This is a genomic window from Lacunimicrobium album (genome assembly GCF_052161635.1).
In the GTDB taxonomy this organism is placed as follows: domain Bacteria; phylum Planctomycetota; class Planctomycetia; order Planctomycetales; family Planctomycetaceae; genus SXPC01.
The window spans coordinates 1,529,005-1,548,382 of the sequence record NZ_CP197413.1 but is presented as its reverse complement, the minus strand read 5'-3'; the positions used below and the strand labels follow the sequence as shown (position 1 = coordinate 1,548,382).

Annotated in this window: 13 protein-coding genes and 1 riboswitch; of the genes, 10 read left to right on the top strand and 3 right to left on the bottom strand. The window is 54.6% G+C overall.

What is annotated here, in order from left to right; all coding sequences use genetic code 11:
• Window positions 1–146: 146 nt before the first annotated feature.
• Window positions 147–4,427, bottom strand: a complete 4,281-nt coding sequence (locus SH248x_RS06065; protein ID WP_459557618.1) for an FHA domain-containing protein — start codon at window positions 4,425–4,427, stop codon at window positions 147–149.
• A 269-nt stretch (window positions 4,428–4,696) separates the two neighbouring features.
• Entirely contained in the window at window positions 4,697–6,265 is a 1,569-nt protein-coding gene (locus SH248x_RS06060; RefSeq protein ID WP_459557617.1) for a glycoside hydrolase family protein, read from the bottom strand.
• Window positions 6,266–6,476: 211 nt separating this feature from the next.
• Here SH248x_RS06060 and SH248x_RS06055 point away from each other — a divergent pair, with 211 nt between their 5' ends.
• The 9 genes from SH248x_RS06055 (at window position 6,477) to SH248x_RS06015 (ending at window position 17,414) form a co-directional block, all read left to right on the top strand.
• Window positions 6,477–7,262: an SDR family NAD(P)-dependent oxidoreductase gene (locus SH248x_RS06055; protein ID WP_459557616.1), complete on the top strand. Its 786-nt coding sequence runs from the start codon at window positions 6,477–6,479 to the stop codon at window positions 7,260–7,262.
• Between the two features lie 385 nt (window positions 7,263–7,647).
• Window positions 7,648–9,627 carry an acetate--CoA ligase gene (acs, locus tag SH248x_RS06050; RefSeq protein ID WP_459557615.1) on the top strand — a complete coding sequence of 660 codons (1,980 nt, stop codon included), beginning with the start codon at window positions 7,648–7,650 and terminating at the stop codon, window positions 9,625–9,627.
• A 272-nt stretch (window positions 9,628–9,899) separates the two neighbouring features.
• Entirely contained in the window at window positions 9,900–11,714 is a 1,815-nt protein-coding gene (gene pnpS, locus SH248x_RS06045) for a HAMP domain-containing sensor histidine kinase (protein WP_459557614.1), read from the top strand.
• 250 nt (window positions 11,715–11,964) lie between these two features.
• Window positions 11,965–12,933: a PstS family phosphate ABC transporter substrate-binding protein gene (locus SH248x_RS06040; RefSeq protein WP_459557613.1), complete on the top strand. Its 969-nt coding sequence runs from the start codon at window positions 11,965–11,967 to the stop codon at window positions 12,931–12,933.
• A 126-nt stretch (window positions 12,934–13,059) separates the two neighbouring features.
• Window positions 13,060–14,022: a PstC family ABC transporter permease gene (gene pstC / locus SH248x_RS06035; RefSeq protein ID WP_459557612.1), complete on the top strand. Its 963-nt coding sequence runs from the start codon at window positions 13,060–13,062 to the stop codon at window positions 14,020–14,022.
• Window positions 14,022–14,981 (top strand): PstA family ABC transporter permease, encoded by a 960-nt coding sequence (pstA, locus tag SH248x_RS06030; protein WP_459557611.1) that lies wholly within the window; start codon window positions 14,022–14,024, stop codon window positions 14,979–14,981. Before pstC ends, pstA begins: the two co-directional genes overlap by 1 nt.
• Window positions 14,982–14,989: 8 nt before the next feature.
• Window positions 14,990–15,832 (top strand): phosphate ABC transporter ATP-binding protein PstB, encoded by an 843-nt coding sequence (pstB, locus tag SH248x_RS06025; protein WP_459557610.1) that lies wholly within the window; start codon window positions 14,990–14,992, stop codon window positions 15,830–15,832.
• Between the two features lie 121 nt (window positions 15,833–15,953).
• Window positions 15,954–16,625 carry a phosphate signaling complex PhoU family protein gene (phoU, locus tag SH248x_RS06020; RefSeq protein ID WP_459557609.1) on the top strand — a complete coding sequence of 224 codons (672 nt, stop codon included), beginning with the start codon at window positions 15,954–15,956 and terminating at the stop codon, window positions 16,623–16,625.
• Window positions 16,626–16,727: 102 nt separating this feature from the next.
• The gene (locus tag SH248x_RS06015) at window positions 16,728–17,414 is read left to right on the top strand and encodes a response regulator (protein WP_459557608.1); all 687 of its coding nucleotides are present in this window, start codon (window positions 16,728–16,730) and stop codon (window positions 17,412–17,414) included.
• 2 nt (window positions 17,415–17,416) lie between these two features.
• Here the strand turns inward: SH248x_RS06015 and SH248x_RS06010 are convergent, their stop codons facing one another.
• Window positions 17,417–18,724: a DUF5722 domain-containing protein gene (locus tag SH248x_RS06010; RefSeq protein ID WP_459557607.1), complete on the bottom strand. Its 1,308-nt coding sequence runs from the start codon at window positions 18,722–18,724 to the stop codon at window positions 17,417–17,419.
• 220 nt (window positions 18,725–18,944) lie between these two features.
• Window positions 18,945–19,004: riboswitch (guanidine-III (ykkC-III) riboswitch) on the top strand.
• 16 nt (window positions 19,005–19,020) lie between these two features.
• Between SH248x_RS06010 and sugE the strand changes: the two genes are divergently transcribed.
• Complete coding sequence (gene sugE, locus SH248x_RS06005; RefSeq protein WP_459557606.1) at window positions 19,021–19,338, top strand: DMT family transporter; 318 nt, start codon at window positions 19,021–19,023, stop codon at window positions 19,336–19,338.
• The last annotated feature ends 40 nt before the right edge of the window (window positions 19,339–19,378 follow it).

Here is a 19,378-nt window from a genome sequence, read left to right as displayed (position 1 = left end):
AGGGCGGATGAGGGTGAGCGCCAGGCAACAGTCGGCCTCCATCACGCTCAACAATCGTCAGGCATTCTCTCTCCCTCTCTCCAAAACAAAAACGCTCCCGAACCGAAGTTCCAGGAGCGTTTCATTACGAGCATCGGATCACCCATCTATCCCTCGACCGCCGCCTTCGCGTCCTGCTCTTCCGTGCTTTTCTTCGCCCGCTTGGTCAACTCCATCAGTCGGTAGACCTGGCCAGCTGAAACCAGACCAATGACTCCCGACAGGGCTCCGTACGTCAAAAAGGACTCCTCTGCCCAGAAGTAGGTCGAGCCCAGGAACATCGCCAGCACCAGGCAGACACTGGAAAGCGTGGCATTGACCACGATCCCCACTCGAACTTGTTTCCAGGTATGAGTCGCGACCGCCACGCGAGCGGACTGATTGGCGAGGGCACGCAGTTTATGGATGTCCTGTCGAGCCGCGACTTTGTTGACCTGGGGACGCTCGCGAATCATCGGCGTCTCTTCGACTTCGACAGGTTCAGGAGCCATGATAGGCTCTCTAGCCTTGCCTTGATTGGATAGGTACGACCTGGCAGGCTCGGTCCCGCTTCGAGACTTCGCAGCGGATGACGTCCCTTTCTTGTCGTGCGATTTCTCTGGCGTCTGGTGACCGCGTGTGCGACTCAGCAGCTTCTCCATATAGCTGGCGATCGAGTCTTCCACGTTCTCCTCTGCCTGTTGCTCATTAGGAGTTTCTTCCACTGTCGTATCCACAGGCTCGACGAAGGAGTCAGCCATATCCGCAAAGGGATTGTCTTCGATCACTTCCTGTGCTGTTGGTTCAGTCGCTTGTCGTTGCTCGACTTTGTCATGAGAGTCGACAACCGTCCTCGGTAGTGACGGATGGCCTGAAGACATCCCGAACATTTCCGCCAGTAGCGAACGAACATGATTATCATTCACGATCGCTTGCTCACCGGCAGCAACGGGCTCGATCACTTTATCGGATAACGGGGTCGCCATGAGCTCTCGCATGTCGACATTCTCTGCGACGACCGGCCGCTCGTAGACCGGAGCGTTTTCCTGGAAGGTCGACTGCAGGTTCTGCCAGATGTGCTCGCCGAGCTCATGACTGGATTCCGATTCAGGCCGCTTCTCTACAAAGTACGATGACTCGGTGGTCCCGATGTTCGACTGCTGAATTCGTTGAAACGCTTCTTCGAGCAGCGTTCGTTGTTCGTTGACCTCAGCAGTGTGGGTTTCCAGTTCACGACGCAGTTCGTCCAGCATCTCCTGTTGATAAGCCAAATCCTGCTCGGCTGTGCTGACTTCGACGACTCGCTCATCAAGTTTCTCGGCTTGCGTTTTCTGCTCGAACAGCCAGCGACGTTCTTCGTCTGCCAGTTGCTCTTCACGAAGATTCAGCTCTGCACTGCGTCGGTCCAGAATCTCTGCCTGATGATCCAGATCGGACTGTTGACGTCCTATCTGATCGAGTTCACGCTGGATGGCTTCTTCATCGAGACGCGAGGATTCGTCATTCTGTTTCAAGGACAATTCATTTCGAACGGTCGCCAGTTCCGCTTCCAGGCCACTGCGAACGGTGTTCAATTCGGCCAGTTGAGCCGCCAGCTGTTCCAGCTGCGTATGAAACGCCTGCTGCTCATTGACCGACAGATCTTGATACGCAGCGAACTCTGCTTTGTGGGAGTCAATCAGCGACTGGGCATCTGCCAGCTGTGATTCGAGAGCCGCGATCGTCTGCTGAGCTTCGTCGTCGGTCTGGACTTTCTGTTGTGCAAACTCATCTTGTTGAGACAGAAAGGCAGCTCGCTGCTGGGCGAGAACGGCTTGAAGCTCGTCCAGCGACGACTGACGAGATTCGAGTTGACGAACCAGTTCCTCCAGCTCGTTGCGCTGGCTGGCGAGTGATTCTGCTTGTGTTTCAATTTCATTCCTGGCCGCTTCCAGGGCAGCCCGTTCCTGGGCAAGCTGCGATTCCAGCGACGTCAAACGATCCCGGTCTGAAACAAGGCTGACAGCCTGTGTTTCATGTTCTGATCGTGCGGCGTCGAGCTCGGCATGGGAGAGGTCGATCTGCGACTTACGAGAGTCGATTTCATCTCGTTGTGCACTTAATGCCTTCGATTGTTCTTCGATTTCAGTACGTGCTGCGTCCAGTGCAATTCGTTCCTGAGCCAGTTGCGATTCGAGAGACGCCAGGCGATCCTGTTGCGAAGTCAAGCTGACAGCCTGCGATTCATGGGCTGCCTTCTCGACATCAAACTCAGCCTGCAAGCCTGCCAGTGACTGCTGCTCGACTTCGACTCGTTCACGCAGCGCGACGAGGTCTGCTTTCTCGGCTGTCAGCGACTCTCTGAGTGAATCCAGTTCGCGAGACGACTGTGCAAACTGCTCATCGCGAGCCAGAGCAGATTCTTCGAAGCGAGTCTTCTGCTCTTCGAAGAGTTGTTTGTCCGTAGCGAACGTATCCCGCTCGCGTTGCAATGTCTCACGATCATCGACAACGGCGCTGCGTTCAGCGGAAACCTGAGTCTTTTCTTCGAGCAATTCCTCCCTTTGATTCTCAAGATCGACTCGCTGGTCATTCAACTCACTGGCAGTGCGGTCCAGCTCTTCTGCACGAGCCTTCAATGTGTCTTCTAACGCAGTCTTCTCTGTTTCCCAGGCAGTCTGCTTCGACTGGAGTTCCGCCTGCAGCTGAGCCAGTTCTTCGCGAGTCGCATCAACAGCCTGACGATCCGCCATCAGTGCTGCACGCTCGGCCTCGAGTTTGCTCAGTTCCTCACGGGTCTCGGCGCGTTGTCTTTCCAGCGATGTCGAATGCTCATCGAGCTCAGTCGAACGTTGCTCCAGTTCCGTTTCTCGAAGTACTGCACGCTGGCGATCTTGCTCAAGCGTTGCCAGATCGACACTCAGCTGCTCATTGGCAGCGGCTAGAGTCGCTTCACGAGAGGAGAGTGTTGTCTCCTGCTCGACCAGTCGAGCGGACAATTCTTCCAACTCCGCCTGTCGCTCTGCGACTGCTTGCTCGCGAAGATCAAGATCGCTGGCCTTTGCTTCCAAGGCCGTCGTCAGCGACGTCTTGTCTGAGGTGAGCGCGACGATCTGCTGACGCTGCTCTTCCGCCTCTGCGGACAGCGCGGCCAACTTTTCGTTCAATGCTTCTTCGGTCTGCGTGAGCGTCGTGCTGGTCAAAGCCAAAGTCTCGTCCAGACGCGATAGCTCTTCTTTCAGCCGGGTATTTTCAGTACTCAAGAGGCGTTCAGACTCGTCCCGTGCCTGCTGCGCACTCACTAGCTCTGCTTGTAATCTCTCGAACTGTGACTGGAGTTCCAGCAGCTCTGTGTCTTTCGCCGTCAGTGCGGTCAAGCTTTCATCACGCCGCGATGTCAGCTCAGCTTCTGTTTGTGTCAACTGATTGGTCAGGACGGCCAGTTCACTCTCGAGTCCTGTTGTCGTCTGCTCCCACTGGGTTCGCTGTTCCTGCAGAGACTTCTCCGTCTCAGCCAGGTGACGCTCTTTGTTGGCCAGTTCATCCTGAAGACGTTGGACCATCTGCGTCGCGTCGTTGGACTGCTGCGAAAGTCGCGCAGCGGTTTCTCGAAGCTCCTCGCGCAGAGCTGTTCGTTCTGAATCAGCTTGTGTTTTTTGTCCCGCGAGCTCAGTCAGTTGAGCTTCCAGCGTCGACCTGTTGTTGCGCAGTTCATCGACTGCTGCTTCTGACTGTCGCAGTTGTTCGCGGACTGCGAGCACATCCCGCTTCTGTTCATCCAGTTCATCAACCAGCCGTGCGATCTCTTTTTTCAGCGGCCCTGACAGGTCAACGGGAGTGCTGAGCGGAATCGAGGGTGTTGTCGACGTCACAGGTGGCGTCAAAGCGGCTAACTGTTCGACAGTCTTCTTCAGATCTCTTTGAACTGACTCGCGAACCGCTGCTGGTGTTTTCAGTTCTTCCGTCACAGGCAACGCGGAGGCTTCCACGACCGTGACTGCCTGCTTATAGACAGGCGCATGCTCGACCGGCTTACTGGCCGGGACTTCTTTCAAACGCTCATGAACGAGAAACTCCACTGGCCCAAACGTCAACCGGTCCCCTGCTCGAACGCTGCTGGACTTCATCGCCCCATCATTCAGCCAGGTCCGGTGATCAACGGACTTCAGCGTCAGCCGATCGTTCTGGTAATCCAGGATCGCATGGAGAGCAGCAATCCCTGTATTGGTGAGTCGAATCTGGCAGTCTTCTCCGGACCCGATAGTCGATTGACCTGCGGGAATCGGGATGTTCGACGAACCGTCCTTGCTTCGACTCGGCACGAGCAAGAACTCGCGAGTCAACGTCGCAGCGCGAGTCGCGCTCGCGACAGCGGACGAATTGGCTCCGGCGACCACCGGAGATGTCGGGCTGAAGAGATCAGTCGGCATAACGAAACCTGTTTCCAGACGTTGGGGAGCAACGTTGAGCAGTTCGATCACTGCATGAAGGACTGGCTGGTCGATCAACGTCTACGCCCAGATGTCACAATCCGGGCGCAAGCCATGTTGATAAAACGCAACCTACCTAAGTTACATACCTCACCGTTTGGCGTGGTCAAAAAGTCCTCTTAGGAAATCTGGACTTCCTGTACCGTCTGAGCCGCGAACTCCGATTATGCCGAATGTCCAAGAGACGCGGACGTCTGTTGTGTCGGGGATTACCCTTTCGTCAGTTCCTCGTTTGACCACTGGTCGTTGTACAGCGTCTCGACATGCACGTTGGTCACATCGATGCAGGCACTCTCTGTGTAGACCCCGACCCTGCCATGGCGGTAGTTCTGATCGGCCAGCGAGATGAGGACTCCTCCATTGATCGAAAACTCGATGTACTCCCCATAAACGAGCAGCGTGATCTCGCTGGGTTTCGTGAAATCGCTTTTCCAGTATCCTGCCTGCAGCGACTGGAACTTCATCATCTGATCGCCGGTCGCTTCGAAGTTCGTTCCCCAGGAACGCAGCTGGGCGACCCCCTTGATCATGTCCAGCGACAGGTAGTACCCATCATGGGTCTTGGCGTTGACGCGAAAGAACAGACCGCATTTCCCTGTTCCTGAAAGCTGGATCGTCGCATTGAGGCGGAAGCAGTGCAGCGCCGGCTCGAGCATGAACCCCTGAAACCCGACTTCGCTGTTCAGCCTCCAGCCTCGAAACTCATGATTTGTCTCGACCTTCCCATCAGCCTCTTCGATCAACGGACTCAATGTTCCGAGTTCCGCGAAGGTCAGTTTCTTCTCGACTCGACTATCAAACCCTTCGAACTGGACGACGCGAATCTTACCGTCTCGATCTCTCTCCAGTCTTTTGGGTGGAGGCAGTAAATTCTTCACCTGACGATTGTTGACGTCATGCGAAAAGAAGTTCCAGATGAGCGCTCCCTTGTCGTCGTAGCAGATCCGCCCTGCGTAATTCCCTTTTGGCAGCAGCACATTGTCCGAGTAATTCAACCATGCCTTTCCGATATCGGTGGTGTACCAGTAACGAATCTTGACGTCTTCCCGCAGACTTCCAATCAGATAATACTGGCCGTCGAGCTTGAGCACATTGGGCACTTCGATGTCATCATAAAGCGTCGGATAATACAGCGGGGGCTGATGCTCGAAGCAGTTCGGACTCACTTCTTTCATGACGGCAACGCATCCTCGACGCGTGATGGGGCCTTTGGGGACTCGACCTGCAATGAGCAGCCAGCCGTCGTTTCCGTCTTGCACATAAAACGGATCTCGCCAGCTGATCCAGTTCCTTCCTTGTCCGAGTTCATGCTCGTAATGCGGCGCCTGAGCTTCTAGCGGAAACGCGCTCGATTCATCGAAGATCGCCGTATGATTCGACGCCGGCAGATTTTTCAGCTGACAACGCTCGCACCGACTTAACCAATTGACAGGTGATTTCGTCCAGGCATACAGATCCGGACTCGTCGCTAATCCGATCCTCTGCACCAGCCCGTTATCGTGCTGAGCAATCCCTGTGTAAAACATCCGAAACTGTCCGGGTTGATGGGGATCCTTCGAGACATGCATCGTCCACAACATTGAGTCATCCCAGGCCCCGGGATGCCCGATGAACAGCGCATTCTCCACCCTGCTCCAAGTCAGCCCATCATCGCTGACGGCATGGGCGATAAAGTCGTGATTCGGCAAAACGAGATGGAAGAGGTGATAGACGCCTTCGTGGTAGAAGACATCCACGTCGCCCATCGTTTTGCGGTTTCCTTCGGCTTCTGAATACATGCTGCTTCCTCAAAGTTGCGACTGGATCCTGTTGCGATACGATCGAGTCCATTTTCACAGTTGGACAGTGCTCAAAACGTCCCTTGTCTTGAGCATGTGCGCTTATTCACGGGATCATGCCAAATCGCTATTATAAAGCATTCCCGACCTCAGGCGAGTTTGGTAAGATTCAAAGACGCATCTGACATCCTTTATCGCGCATGAGGTCGCAATGGCTACGCTCCAATCACTCCAAGGCAAATTCGCACTCGTTACAGGCAGCTCTCGTGGCATTGGATACGGCTGTGCACTCGAAATGGCCCGCGCAGGAGCAGATGTTGCCATCAACTACCTTGACGATGAAAGCGAAGCCATCGGCGTGGTCAAGGAAATCGAAGCTCTCGGTCGTCGTTCTCTTGCGATTCAGGGCGACGTCTCGAAAGAAGAAGACATCCAGCGACTGGTCAACCGCACGGTGGAAGTTCTGGGTGGACTGGACTTGTTCGTCGCGAATGCGGCTTTTAGTGACCGCGAGCCGATGTTGACGGCCAACATGACGGGCTTTCGTCGAACAATCGACGTCTGCATGTGGGGTGCTTTTTATGGCGTCCGCTATGCCGCTTTGCAAATGGTCAAGCAAGGGAAAGGGGGCTCGATTGTCGTCATCAGCTCACCTCATGCGACCATCCCTTTTAAGAATGCCATGGCTTACAACATGGCGAAGGCTGCGGTTGACCAGATGGCTCGCACGGCGGCTCTCGAACTCGTTGAGCACCGTATCCGCGTGAATATCATTCACCCGGGCTGGATTGATACCCCTGGTGAACGCAAGTTTTACAGCGAAGAAGACCTCAAAAACGGGGCCAAACACATCCCGGCCAAGCGGATGGGCAACGTGAACGAAATCGGTCGCGCGGCTGTCTTCCTGCACGCTGAAGATTACATGAACGGCAGCACGACCCTGATGGACGGCGGTAACACCCTCCCCTGGTGGGCTGGCAAGCGTACCGAAGCGTAAGGTCTCGCGACCCTCCGTCAATCCAGATCAACGCTAGCTGCGTTCTTCCGCGAGAGAATCGCTGACGGGGATGTGCGGTATCAGGCTGATATCTGCGACTCCGATGCCGGGGCGATTCGCTTACCCATCCAGCCAATACCTGCGGAATATGGATCAATCCCGGTGGACTCTAACGTCGAAACCAGTGTCGCGTGACCAGATCGTGTCTTGTGATGCTTGGACATGTGTTTGAGTTTCGTTATGTTGAGACGCATCGAATCGGGTCAATGCGTGAGAGTCGCGCAGCTCAGTCCCGTCGACAACGAAAAAACATCCCCTGTCCGCCCATTGAGCCACTGGCGCCTCTCAACTGAGCGCACCAGCGATCAAGGCCTGGAGTTGCACCATGAGCCAGTCCGAGAGTCAACACGCCGAGAGTCATAACATTGAAAACATGCTGCATGAAGAGCGGCTGTTTCCAGTTCCGAAGGCGTTCCAACCTCAGGTGAGCTTCAAGAGCGAAGAAGAGTACCTCGCTGCCTGGAATCACGCCAAAGATGCGCCTGCGGAATTCTGGGGCCAGATCGCCAAAGAGAACCTCGTCTGGGAAACACCCTTCGAAACCGTCATGCAAGGCGAGATGCCTGAGACGAAGTGGTTCCAGGGGGGGAAGCTGAATGCGTCCGTTCAATGTGTCGACAAACACATCGGCACTGCGCGACAGAACAAAGCTGCGATCATCTGGGAAGGCGAACCGGGTGACGTTCGTGTGCTTCGTTACCAGGATCTGTATCGCGAAGTCTGCAAGTTCGCCAACGTGCTGAAAACACTCGGCGTCCAGATGGGTGACCGCGTTACCATTTACATGCCGATGGTTCCCGAACTTGTCATCGCGACTCTTGCCTGTGCCCGCATTGGCGCGACTCACTCGATCATCTTCGGCGGATTCAGCGCTGATGCGATCGCTGATCGCAATAACGACGCCAAGGCCAAACTCATCATCACAGCGGATGCGGGCTGGCGTCGTGGGAAAGAAGTTTCGCTCAAGAAAACGGTTGATGAAAGCTTAGCGAAAGCAGTGACGGTTGAGAAAGTCGTTGTCTATCGACGTACGGGCTGTGATGTCGAAATGGTTCCGGACCGTGACTACTGGTGGCATGAGCTGATGGCCAAAGCTCAGGCTGAATGCGAACCAACGCCGCTCGACAGTGAGCATCCCCTGTTCATTCTTTACACCTCGGGCAGCACGGGGAAACCCAAAGGGGTCCTGCACTCGACGGCAGGTTATTGCCTGGGTGCTGCCATGACTTCGAAGTGGGTCTTCGACATTGCGGAAACGGATACCTATTGGTGTACCGCGGACGTCGGCTGGATCACTGGGCACAGCTATGTCGTCTATGGACCACTGTCTCAGGGGGCGAGCATCCTGATGTACGAAGGGGCTCCGAACTGGCCTGACGAAGGTCGCTTCTGGCAGCTGATCGAGAAGTACCGGGTCTCCATCTTCTACACGGCTCCGACCGCGATCCGCTCTTTCATGAAGAGTGGCGACCAGTGGCCACAGCAATATGACCTCTCTTCCCTGCGCTTATTGGGAACCGTTGGTGAGCCGATCAACCCGAAAGCGTGGATGTGGTATCACACCATCATCGGCGGCGAGCGCTGTCCGATCGTCGATACCTGGTGGCAGACGGAAACGGGAGGCATCATGCTCAGCCCGCTACCAGGTGTGACCGCGACCAAGCCTGGCAGCTGTACCAAGCCGCTTCCTGGCGTTGTCCCGGCGATCATGTCCGAGGAGGGCGAGCCGTTGGGTGATAATGAGGGTGGACTGCTCGTCATGACCCAGCCGTGGCCTCACATGCTGCGCACGCTGTACGGCGATCACGAGCGGTTCAAAGAGACGTACTTCTCGAAGATTCCCGGTCTGTACTTTGCTGGTGACGGAGCCCGTCGCGATCAAGATGGTTACTTCTGGATCCTCGGCCGTGTCGATGATGTGCTTAACGTTTCTGGTCACCGGCTGAGTACCATGGAAGTCGAGAGCGCCCTGGTCTCTCACCCTTCGGTCGCCGAGGCTGCCGTCGTTGGGTTCCCGCATGATCTGAAAGGTGAAGGCATCTGCTGCTTCGTGACCGTCAATACCTCGACTGCAAATCCTGGTGAAGATTTGAAGAAGGAACTGATCAATCACGTGCGTAAGCAGATCGGTGCGCTCGCGACTCCTGATCAGGTCCGCTTCGCTGCGGCTCTTCCTAAAACACGCAGCGGGAAGATTATGCGTCGACTGCTTCGAGACATCGCAGCGGGGAAAGAGACGATCGGCGATACCACCACGCTTGAAGATTACAACGTCGTCGCGAAGCTTCGAACGGAAGACGAGTAATCCCTATCTGGGTTGGCAAAGGCCGTCCAGAACGTTTACGATCAGGCCACGATATCCAAGTCACACACAAGCAGCGCGTCCGGTAAAAAGACGTGCCATGCTCACAGCTTTGGGTGAGCATGCTGATTTGTTGGAGATCAACGTCCAGAACATGCTTGCTCAAAGCCGCAAGCATGGCACGATTGGACCAAGACGTTCAGGTAAAGTGTGAATGATATCGGACATTGTGTTTGAGAAGTCATCTTGGCCTTCGTCATCTATGATCGACGCGCATGTTCTCCTCGCAGCTTTTTTGGCGAATCTTCCTGGCCTACGCGGCGATGACCGTTTTTGCGGTCGTCGCGTTCGTGTTGCTGTTGTTCGACCAGCAGCGGCAGATCGTCATCAGCCAGCAGGAAGACAGTCTTTCGTCCTCGCTGGTTTATGTCGAACCCTATGCGCGGCGGGTTCTCGAAGGCGGCGCCAGCGAGGAAGTCACTTCGCTGCTGCACCAGATGGCTGATACCAACCACCAGCACCTGCTCGTCTTCAAGCGCGATGGTCAGGTTGTATTTGATTCCCGCAATGTCATGAGTGGCAGTAAGCATGAAGAGTTGCTCGCGCACCCTGAGACTGTTGAAGCAACGTCCAAGGGAGTTGGCAAAAGCTTCGTTCAGCAGGATTCCAATGGCAGCCCCCAGTACTACGCCACGCGACGGCTGATGGATATCGATACGACTGTTGGCTTCGTTCGTCTGTCTTCCACACGCAGCCCGGAGGATTCTGTGCTGCGTTCAATCTCCAGTCTCACGTGGCTGGTGGCTGGTATTGTGGTGATTGCCACCATGATCACGACCTACTTCGTGGTGGGACGGATTATTCGTCCGCTCGATCAATTGACGTATGCGGCCCGCGGGATGGCTGTCGGGGAGCTTCAACAGGAAGTTATTGTCGATTCGCGCGATGAACTTGGCATCCTTGCGGAAGCGTTCAACACGATGAGCCGTGAACTGACGTCACGGATCGAAGAACTCCAGCGACAGGGGAGCCAGCTGCAGGAGAACCGCGACCGACTCGCGACGGTGCTCGGCGGGATGATCGAGGGGGTGATCGCGATTGATTCGCAACAACGGATTCAGTTCGCCAATCAGGCTGCTCACGAACTGCTCGAGTTCGAGAGCAACCGAGTGATCGGTAAACGACTGTGGGAAGCGGTCCGTAATTCGCGGTTTGAATCGGTCGTCAATGAGGTTCTCTCGGGACGCGATCGTCTGCGGAAAGAGATGGAGCTGCCGCGTTCGAATAGTATCGTCAACCTGATTGCGACGCGCCTGCCGGGCGATCCCAGTCCTGGTGCGGTCATCGTGCTGCATGATATTACTGAGATTCGACGACTGGAGAACATCCGTAGAGAGTTCGTCGCGAATGTTTCTCATGAACTGAAAACTCCGCTTGCTGCCATTCAGGGAAGCGCTGAGACTCTGCTTGATGGCGCGATGGAAGACCCTGAGTATGGCCGGAAGTTTCTGCAGCGGATCCTCGAGCACTCCGAGCGACTTCATTCACTCATCATGGACATGCTGAGGCTGGCGCGCATCGAATCGGAAAGCAGCGCGTTCCAGTTTACGCAGGTCGATCTGAGTCACATCATTGAAGAGTCGATCAACGCTCACCAGGAAATGGCTGACCACAAAAATATCCAGCTCACTGTCAAAGCCTCGTCTTTAACGCCTGTTGTCATGGGCGATGCGGAAGGTCTGCGGACCATCATGGACAATCTCGTGGTTAACGGGATCAAGTACACTCCTGAGGGGGGCAAGGTGCAGGTCAGCTGGCACATCGATCGAAAGATGGTTCAGATCGAAGTCAAAGATACTGGCATTGGGATTCCTCATGAACATCAGCAGCGGATCTTTGAACGCTTCTACCGCGTTGATGCTGCTCGGAGCAGAGAGCTAGGCGGGACGGGGTTGGGGCTGTCGATCGTCAAGCACCTGGCGCAGATGTTCGATGGGTCGGTGAGTGTGGAGAGTAAACCCTTTGAAGGGTCCCGCTTTATTGTTCGACTTCCCCAAGCTGAGGTGACTGCAAGTGTCACTGCGAACTAATTTGGAAAAGACAGAGACATCCTTTTCACGACCAAACATGACATGCATATTTTGCCCGATCCGTCGAGCTGATAAGGCTTTGCAGATGGGAAGCAAAACCACCAACTTCACCAAATCTTAACATTTCGAATAAGAGAAATTCGTCTCATTCCCCTACATTGTTAAGAGACGAAATCGTTCTTCCCTGAGATGAACGAGTGTCCCGATCGCTGTCACTGCGCCACAACATCGAACAATCGGAATTGCCCTTATGAAATCTTTTGTCACGAGTTTGTTTGCCTTCTCCCTGCTGATCGCCATGTCTGGTTGCCCAGCTGAAACAAAACCCGCTGGTGGCGATGCAGCCGTTGGTGGTGATGCAGCCGCTGCTGGCTATGGCAATGATACCGTCAAAATCGATGGTTCGAGCACAGTCTTCCCGATCTCGCAGATCATGGCTGAAGAGCTGAAGAACAAGAAGGATCTGGTGGCTGAAGTCGGTCTGTCTGGAACTGGTGGTGGATTTGACAAGTTCGTTCGAGGCGATATCGATATCAGCGATGCGTCTCGTCCGATCAAAGACGGGGAAGCAGAAAAAGCGAAGGCAGCCAATATCGAATTCGTCGAACTGAAGGTTGCGATCGATGGTCTTTCTGTTGTTGTTCACAAGGAAAACACCTGGGTCGACTGCATGAGTGTCGAAGATCTCAAGAAGATCTGGGAACCAGGCAGCACGATCACCAAGTGGAACCAGATCAACCCTGAGTGGCCAGATGCAGAGATCAAGCTGTACGGTCCAGACAGCAAGTCGGGAACTTACGATTACTTCGCGGAAGCGATCGTCGAGGGGAAGAAGCTTCGCGACAACTACACACCAGCTGTCAACGACAATCAACTCGTCCAAGGGGTTACTGGCGATAAGAACGCGCTGGGCTTCTTTGGATTTGCTTACTACGTCGAGAACACGGAGAAGCTGAAGGCACTGAGCATCAAGACTGGTGCTGAGGGGGAATGCGTTGCTCCAACTAAGGAAACGATCCTGGGCGGAACGTACAAGCCTCTCTCTCGCCCGCTGTATATTTACGTCAACAAAGCTGCCCTCAAGCGTCCGGTGGTCAAGGATTATGTCAGCTTCTACATGAACGAAGGTCAAGCCCTTGTTCCGGAAGTTGGTTATGTTCAATTGCCGGAAGCTGAACTGAAGGTTGCTCAGGATGCCTTGAAGGCAGCCATGGAATAGGTTTTCATAGACGTTAAGTATCCTCCGCTCGAAACAGACACACAGACGGACGTTTCGAGCGGGCCGTGACTTTCCACTCTGACACCTGAAAGTTCGCGTCCGGCATTTCTGCCAACGCTCGCATGCATGAACGCTGACCCCCATCAAAGCCTGCAAGTCAGGATGTCTTTCCGACGCGTGAAAGAGCAGGCGATCTATTTCCTGCTCTTCTTATGCGCGTTCATTTCGGTGATCGTGACGTTTTCGATCATCTACATCCTCTTCAAAGAGTCGTTCTGGGGGAACGCTGATGGGGCTGGCTTTTTTGCCCGCTACAGCGTCTGGCAGTTTCTCTTTGGAACACAGTGGGCGCCTCAAAACGGTCACGTCGGCGTGCTGCCTTTGATTTCTGCCACGCTGATGATCACTGGCATTGCGGCTGCGATCAGCTTGCCTCTCGGGCTGGCGAGTGCTGTTTATCTGAGCGAGTACGCTTCGCCGAGGCTTCGCGGGATTCTTAAGCCGACGCTTGAGCTTCTGGCTGGCATTCCGACTGTTGTCTATGGTTATCTTGCTCTGGTGTTCATCACGCCCTATGTTTTGAAGCCACTGGACCCGATACTGACGAGCCTGTTCTCGACGGGCGTGAGTCACTTTAATGCGATGAGTGCCGGGATCGTCGTCGGACTGATGATCATCCCGATGGTTTCGTCGTTGAGCGAAGATGTTCTCCGGGCTGTGCCTCGCGGGTTGCGTGAAGCGGGGCTCGCGCTTGGTGCGACTCGTTTCGATGTTTCGTGCAGGATTGTCGTTCCGGCTGCATTGTCGGGAATTCTGGCGTCGTTCCTGCTCGCGATCTCTCGTGCTCTGGGTGAAACGATGGCTGTTGCGATGGCTGCGGGGGCGATTGCCCGTCTGTCACTGAACCCGTTCCAGGATATGCAGACGATGACCGGGTACATTGCTGAGGCTTCGAAGAGCGATGCGACTCGTGGAAGCGATGAATACATCAGTATCTATGCGGTGGGCATGACACTTTTCGTCATGACGTTTTTCCTGAACGTTCTCTCCCAGTACATTCTCAAGCGCTTTCGGGAGGTCTACCACTAATGTCAGAGCCCCCGATTGTCTCGATCAATCCTCCGATCAACGAACCGGTCATGCGTCTGAAGATGCGTCACTTCACCAGTGGGGCGTTTCAGGTTCTGTGCAGCCTGTCGGCGTGGGTGGGGATTGTTGCGTTGACGGTGATGTTGATCGTTATTTTTCAGATGTCCAAAGGAAGTCTGGACTGGAAGTTTCTGACCAGCTTCGACTCGGCCTCTCCGAACCGCACGGGTATTCTTGTGGGGATCTGGGGGACTTTCTGGTTGATGATGATGACCTCCTGTATTGCCATTCCTGTGGGGGTGGCTGCTGCGGTTTATCTTGAGGAATATGCCCGCAAGACTTGGCTGACCAGTCTCATTCAGCTCAACATCTCGAATCTGGCCGGTGTTCCTTCGATCGTTTATGGCATGCTCGGACTGACGATCTTTGTGCGTTATATGCAGATGGGTAATAACCTCCTGTCTGCCTCATTGACCCTCTCGATTCTGATACTTCCGATCATCATCATTTCGACTCAGGAAGCCCTTCGTTCGGTACCTCAATCGATCCGTCACGCCAGTCTTGCTCTGGGGGCGACGAAGTGGCAAACGATCTGGTCGCAGGTGCTTCCTGCTTCGGTTCCTGGTATTATGACGGGAGTTATCCTGTCGGTGTCTCGTGCGATTGGTGAGTCGGCTCCTTTGATTGTTCTGGGGGCAGTGACTTACATCGGCCAGACTCCGGGCAAGATCGAAACCATCCCTCAGTTGATCCAGAACCCAGCTGCGATCGTGCAGGTTCCGACGTCGTCTTACACCGTTCTGCCCCTGCAGATCTACAACTATGCGGCTCTCCAGGCCAAAAGTGCCTTTCGAAATGAAGCAGCCGCAGCCATCATCGTCCTTCTGGTCATCCTGTTGTTGATGAGCAGCATCGCGATCTTCATCCGACATCGATTCCAGAAAAACCTCAAGTGGTAACGGGACAAATGGAACTTCAAACCTACGCTGATCTCGTCAATCAGCCCCCGAGAACAGCGACCGCTTCCGGCAACGGCGAGTTAGATGAGAACGCACCTCTCAAGATGGAGGTCCGCAATCTCGACTTCTTTTACGACCGCAATGTCCAGGTTCTCTTCAATGTCCATATGAAGATACCGGCTCGGTCGGTCATGGCGTTGATCGGCCCGTCTGGTTGTGGGAAAAGTACGTTCCTGCGGACACTCAACCGGATGAATGACATCGTGGAAGGGACCGTCCACACGGGGGACATCCTGCTTGACGGCATTGATATTTCCGGCCCGACTATTGATGTGGTTGCTCTTCGCAAGCGAGTCGGGATGGTGTTTCAGAAGTCGAACCCGTTCCCGAAATCGATCTACGACAACATTGCGTTTGGCCCGAGACTGGCTGGGATGCGTGGTAAGAGCAACCTCGATGAACTTGTCGAACGTTCGCTTAAACAGGCTGCGCTGTGGGACGAAGTCAAAGATCGTCTTAAGAAGTCGGCGCTGGCTTTGTCGGGTGGTCAGCAGCAACGACTTTGTATCGCGCGAACGCTTGCGACCAGTCCGGAAGTCATTCTCATGGATGAGCCTGCTTCTGCTCTGGACCCGGCTTCGACGTCGCGGATTGAGGACCTTATCTTTGAACTCAAGCAGGCGTACACGATTGTCATCGTGACTCACAATATGCAGCAGGCGGCTCGGGTTAGTGACTTTACAGGCTTCTTCTACCAGGGGAAGCTGATTGAAGTTGGTCAGACCAAGTCTCTGTTCACCAAACCAAAACAAAAGCAGACCGAGGATTACATCACTGGCCGGTTCGGCTGATGTTGGATCCGCATGCACTGGAGTCAACCAGGTTCCTGAGATAGGATGAATCATCTGCGAGTTGGTCCCTGTGAGCCCTCCGCGATCTGTTCGACACGCCAGTTAGAATGATTTTCCTTCGATGACTATTCACCTGATTCGCGATCTGGAATCTCTTCACCGTCGCCTGTTGTCGATGTGTGCCAAAGTGGAAGAAATCGTCAACGATGCAGTCCGTGTCTATACTGACCAGACTACGACCACGATCGATAAGATTCTCCTGCGTGATCATGAGATCGATGCGATTGATATCTACATCGAAGAAGAGTGCTTGAAGCTGCTTGCACTTCACCAGCCTGTGGCGACGGATTTGCGTCGAATCACGACGGTCATGCGGATTTCTGGCGAACTCGAGCGGGTCGGTGATCTCGCGCTCAACCTGACTGAGCGGTTCACCGAGATGAAGCGGATGCCGAAGCTCGTCGTTCCTGGCGGCTTTGGTGAGATGGTCAAGAAGTCTATTGGCATGCTCCGTCGCAGTATTGACTCGTATGTGAATCTCGACCCTGTTCATGCCCGCGCGGTCTGTGCTGATGACGATCTGGTTGATGATCTCAATCGGGTGATCATTGATGAAGTCATTGTCCAGATGAAGAAGCATCCTGAAACAATCGACGCCGGGATTCACCTGATCTCTGCGTCGAAACATATTGAACGCGTTGCCGATCATGCCTCCAACATCGCTGAGGAAGTTATCTACCTCGTCGAAGGCAACATCGTGCGACACAAACATCACGACGACCACCACACTTAAGGCGATCTGAACAGGGCGTTATTTTCCCGGATCAGATTGCCGCCTGAAGTCCAACTGACGGGCTTCAGCAACTCCAGATATCGACCTGCAAGGTAGCCCTCGATGGAAAAGCATAAGATCCTTGTTGTTGAAGACGAGCGGTCTTTGGTCGAAGTTCTCAGCTATAATCTGCTGCGTGAAGGCTATGACGTCATCACGGCAACGGATGGGCAAGACGGCCTGAGAAAAGCACAAAGCGCTCTTCCGGATCTCATCATTCTCGACCTGATGCTCCCGGTGATGGATGGTCTGCAGGTCTGCAGAGAACTGCGTGCGGATCCTCGCACATCGAGCATCATCGTTTTGATGCTGACTGCCAAGAGTGAGGAAGTCGACGAGATCGTCGGCTTCTCGATGGGGGCCGATGATTACGTTGCCAAGCCTTTCAAAGTCAAACCTCTTATCCACCGCATCAAGGCACTCCTGAGACGTCCACAGCAGGAGCAGACGTCTGCTGACGTTGTCTCGGCTCAGGGGGTTACCGTCGACCGTATCAAACATCAGGTCAGTCTGGATGGGCAGGAACTTGTCCTCACCCCGACGGAGTTTAAGCTTCTCTGGACCCTCACACGCCATCCCGGACGCCCATTTCGACGTAGCGAATTGATGGATATCTGCCGTGGCGAAGATGCGAACGCCCTTGAACGAACGATCGATGTTCACATCCGCTCTCTGCGACAGAAGCTGCTGGCGAAGGCGGATCTAGTCGAGACTGTGCGGGGGGTTGGGTATCGGTTGAAAATCGATTGATCTCAATTTGCTTTCTGCTTGCTTAGTGCGTCTTCCCAACTCGCTGCTCCGATGATCGGAAGGGCGAATTGGAACTCCTCCGCTTCGCGCGAGGTTCCTGCGGCTTGGAAGACGTCGTACATTTTGCGTTTGCGGTCTGGTGTGCAGAGTTGTCCGGGCTGATTGGTCCACAAGCCTAGATTCAAACCGCCCTCCTGAGCGTGGTCGGTGTGTCGATGGAGGATAAAGGCATCGATTCCCGGGAGAGCCTCGACGATCTTGTAGGCGAGCGCGTAGGCGGCTGCCTGTTCGGGTTCACCGTCGGGTCGGGATTCGTCGCAATGAAAGCCTTGTTCGGAGAGGATGACGCGGCGAGGCTGTCCTTCCCATTGCAGGTCTTCTTTTTGAAGATAGTTCGTCAGGACTGCGAGATTGCGAAACGTGATGCAGGGGGAGTCGGCGTGTGGAAGAGAATGCTTTTCGTCATTCCAGAACCGCGGATCGGTCAGGGGCTCGGGGTATGGGTGGTAGGCGAGATGCCAGTCGAAGTTGCCGTGCTTATTGACCGTGGCTGCGAATTGATCGAGGAACTGACGCCCTGGGATGCACTGAAGTTCGTCGCCACCGGCGTAGCGCTGATTCCAGCAGTGTTCCAGAGAGAGATAGACGCGCGCGTGGGTGGAGGATTTGCGCACTGATTGATGAATCAGGCGGACTGCTTTTTCGTATTCGGTCACGACCTCTTCTGGGTTGGCGCGTCCCATGTTCGCCCAGAACCAGTGGGAATTGACTTCGTTTCCGCAGATGTAACCCCAGACTCGGCCGTGGCCTTGATCGCTGCTGTAGCGGTGTGCGAGGAATTCGGTACAGGCCTGTAAGGTGTCTGCTGCCTGTGGTGTCGTTGTGTTGAACATGGCAATGGGGCCGGTGTTTTTTTCATTGGCTGCATAGCGAGGGTGAAGCAGGATTTGCTGGGTGACTGGGGCCTTGGTTGCGTACGGGAGAAGGATCAAGTTCACCAGGATGTTTCGATCACTGAGGGGCTTGACTCGCGCATCGAGGTCCGCGACGACGGCGGGATTGAAGGCGTATTCTTTCCCGTTGAGTGTCCATCGGGGAGCGTCCTTTTGGAGGACTGAACTGGTCAATTGAGAAAGATCGACGTTCAAAGCGGCGTGTTGCACGCCGAGGGCGATGGCATCGTCGATCATCTGAACCTGCAGGCCCTTTTTGTTGAGCGGGGTGGGATAGGGATCAGTATTGGGCTGTTGGGCTATGGCAGCGGACAGGCATTGGGACAGCAGAACGTAAAGGACGAAGGCGAAACGCATGGAGAATTTCCAGGTACAAACGACGGATAACGACTCTTATTGGAGAGAGACATCATGGCTGGCAGTCTGAGTGGAATCAAGGCGATGTCCTAGTGCAAGTCGACCGACGCATGAGTTGGCTGCGTGGCCCGTCTGGCGAGTATCTGGTGTTGAAGAACTGCTGGCTGGGCACCTTGACTCTCTTGAAATCCCGCCCTATCCTTACCGACACAAAACGCATTCACAGCCACTTCGGCCCGGACGATGAGCGACGTACCCGGTTAAGACAAGACGACGCCTTATGGAAGGTGCGTCCCATGCCGTGGCTTTTGCTGATTATTGCTGGTCTTATTGAAAGTTGCTGGGCCATTGGGCTCAAGTACACGGAAGGCTTTACCAAGCCGGTTCCGAGCGTGCTGACGCTGATTGGTATTGTTGTCAGTATGTATCTGCTTGCTGTTGCTGCGAGGACGTTGCCCATTGGGACTGCTTATGCGGTCTGGGTCGGAATTGGGACATCCGGAGCCGTTCTGCTGGGGATTTTTCTTCTGGGGGAATCGGCCAATCCGCTTCGAATGATGTTTTTGACGCTGATGATCATCTCGATCATCGGACTGAAATTCACTGCCCATTAGGCTGCTTTGGCCCTGAAAACGCAGGGACGTTAGACCAATG

Bases quoted from the DNA above. Each gene is read 5' to 3' on its own strand.
- SH248x_RS06065 (WP_459557618.1), bottom strand. From the start codon at position 4,427: ATGCCGACTGATCTCTTCAGCCCGACATCTCCGGTGGTCGCCGGAGCC.
- SH248x_RS06060 (WP_459557617.1), bottom strand. From the start codon at position 6,265: ATGTATTCAGAAGCCGAAGGAAACCGCAAAACGATGGGCGACGTGGAT.
- SH248x_RS06055 (WP_459557616.1), top strand. From the start codon at position 6,477: ATGGCTACGCTCCAATCACTCCAAGGCAAATTCGCACTCGTTACAGGC.
- acs (WP_459557615.1), top strand. From the start codon at position 7,648: ATGAGCCAGTCCGAGAGTCAACACGCCGAGAGTCATAACATTGAAAAC.
- pnpS (WP_459557614.1), top strand. From the start codon at position 9,900: ATGTTCTCCTCGCAGCTTTTTTGGCGAATCTTCCTGGCCTACGCGGCG.
- SH248x_RS06040 (WP_459557613.1), top strand. From the start codon at position 11,965: ATGAAATCTTTTGTCACGAGTTTGTTTGCCTTCTCCCTGCTGATCGCC.
- pstC (WP_459557612.1), top strand. From the start codon at position 13,060: ATGAACGCTGACCCCCATCAAAGCCTGCAAGTCAGGATGTCTTTCCGA.
- pstA (WP_459557611.1), top strand. From the start codon at position 14,022: ATGTCAGAGCCCCCGATTGTCTCGATCAATCCTCCGATCAACGAACCG.
- pstB (WP_459557610.1), top strand. From the start codon at position 14,990: ATGGAACTTCAAACCTACGCTGATCTCGTCAATCAGCCCCCGAGAACA.
- phoU (WP_459557609.1), top strand. From the start codon at position 15,954: ATGACTATTCACCTGATTCGCGATCTGGAATCTCTTCACCGTCGCCTG.
- SH248x_RS06015 (WP_459557608.1), top strand. From the start codon at position 16,728: ATGGAAAAGCATAAGATCCTTGTTGTTGAAGACGAGCGGTCTTTGGTC.
- SH248x_RS06010 (WP_459557607.1), bottom strand. From the start codon at position 18,724: ATGCGTTTCGCCTTCGTCCTTTACGTTCTGCTGTCCCAATGCCTGTCC.
- sugE (WP_459557606.1), top strand. From the start codon at position 19,021: ATGCCGTGGCTTTTGCTGATTATTGCTGGTCTTATTGAAAGTTGCTGG.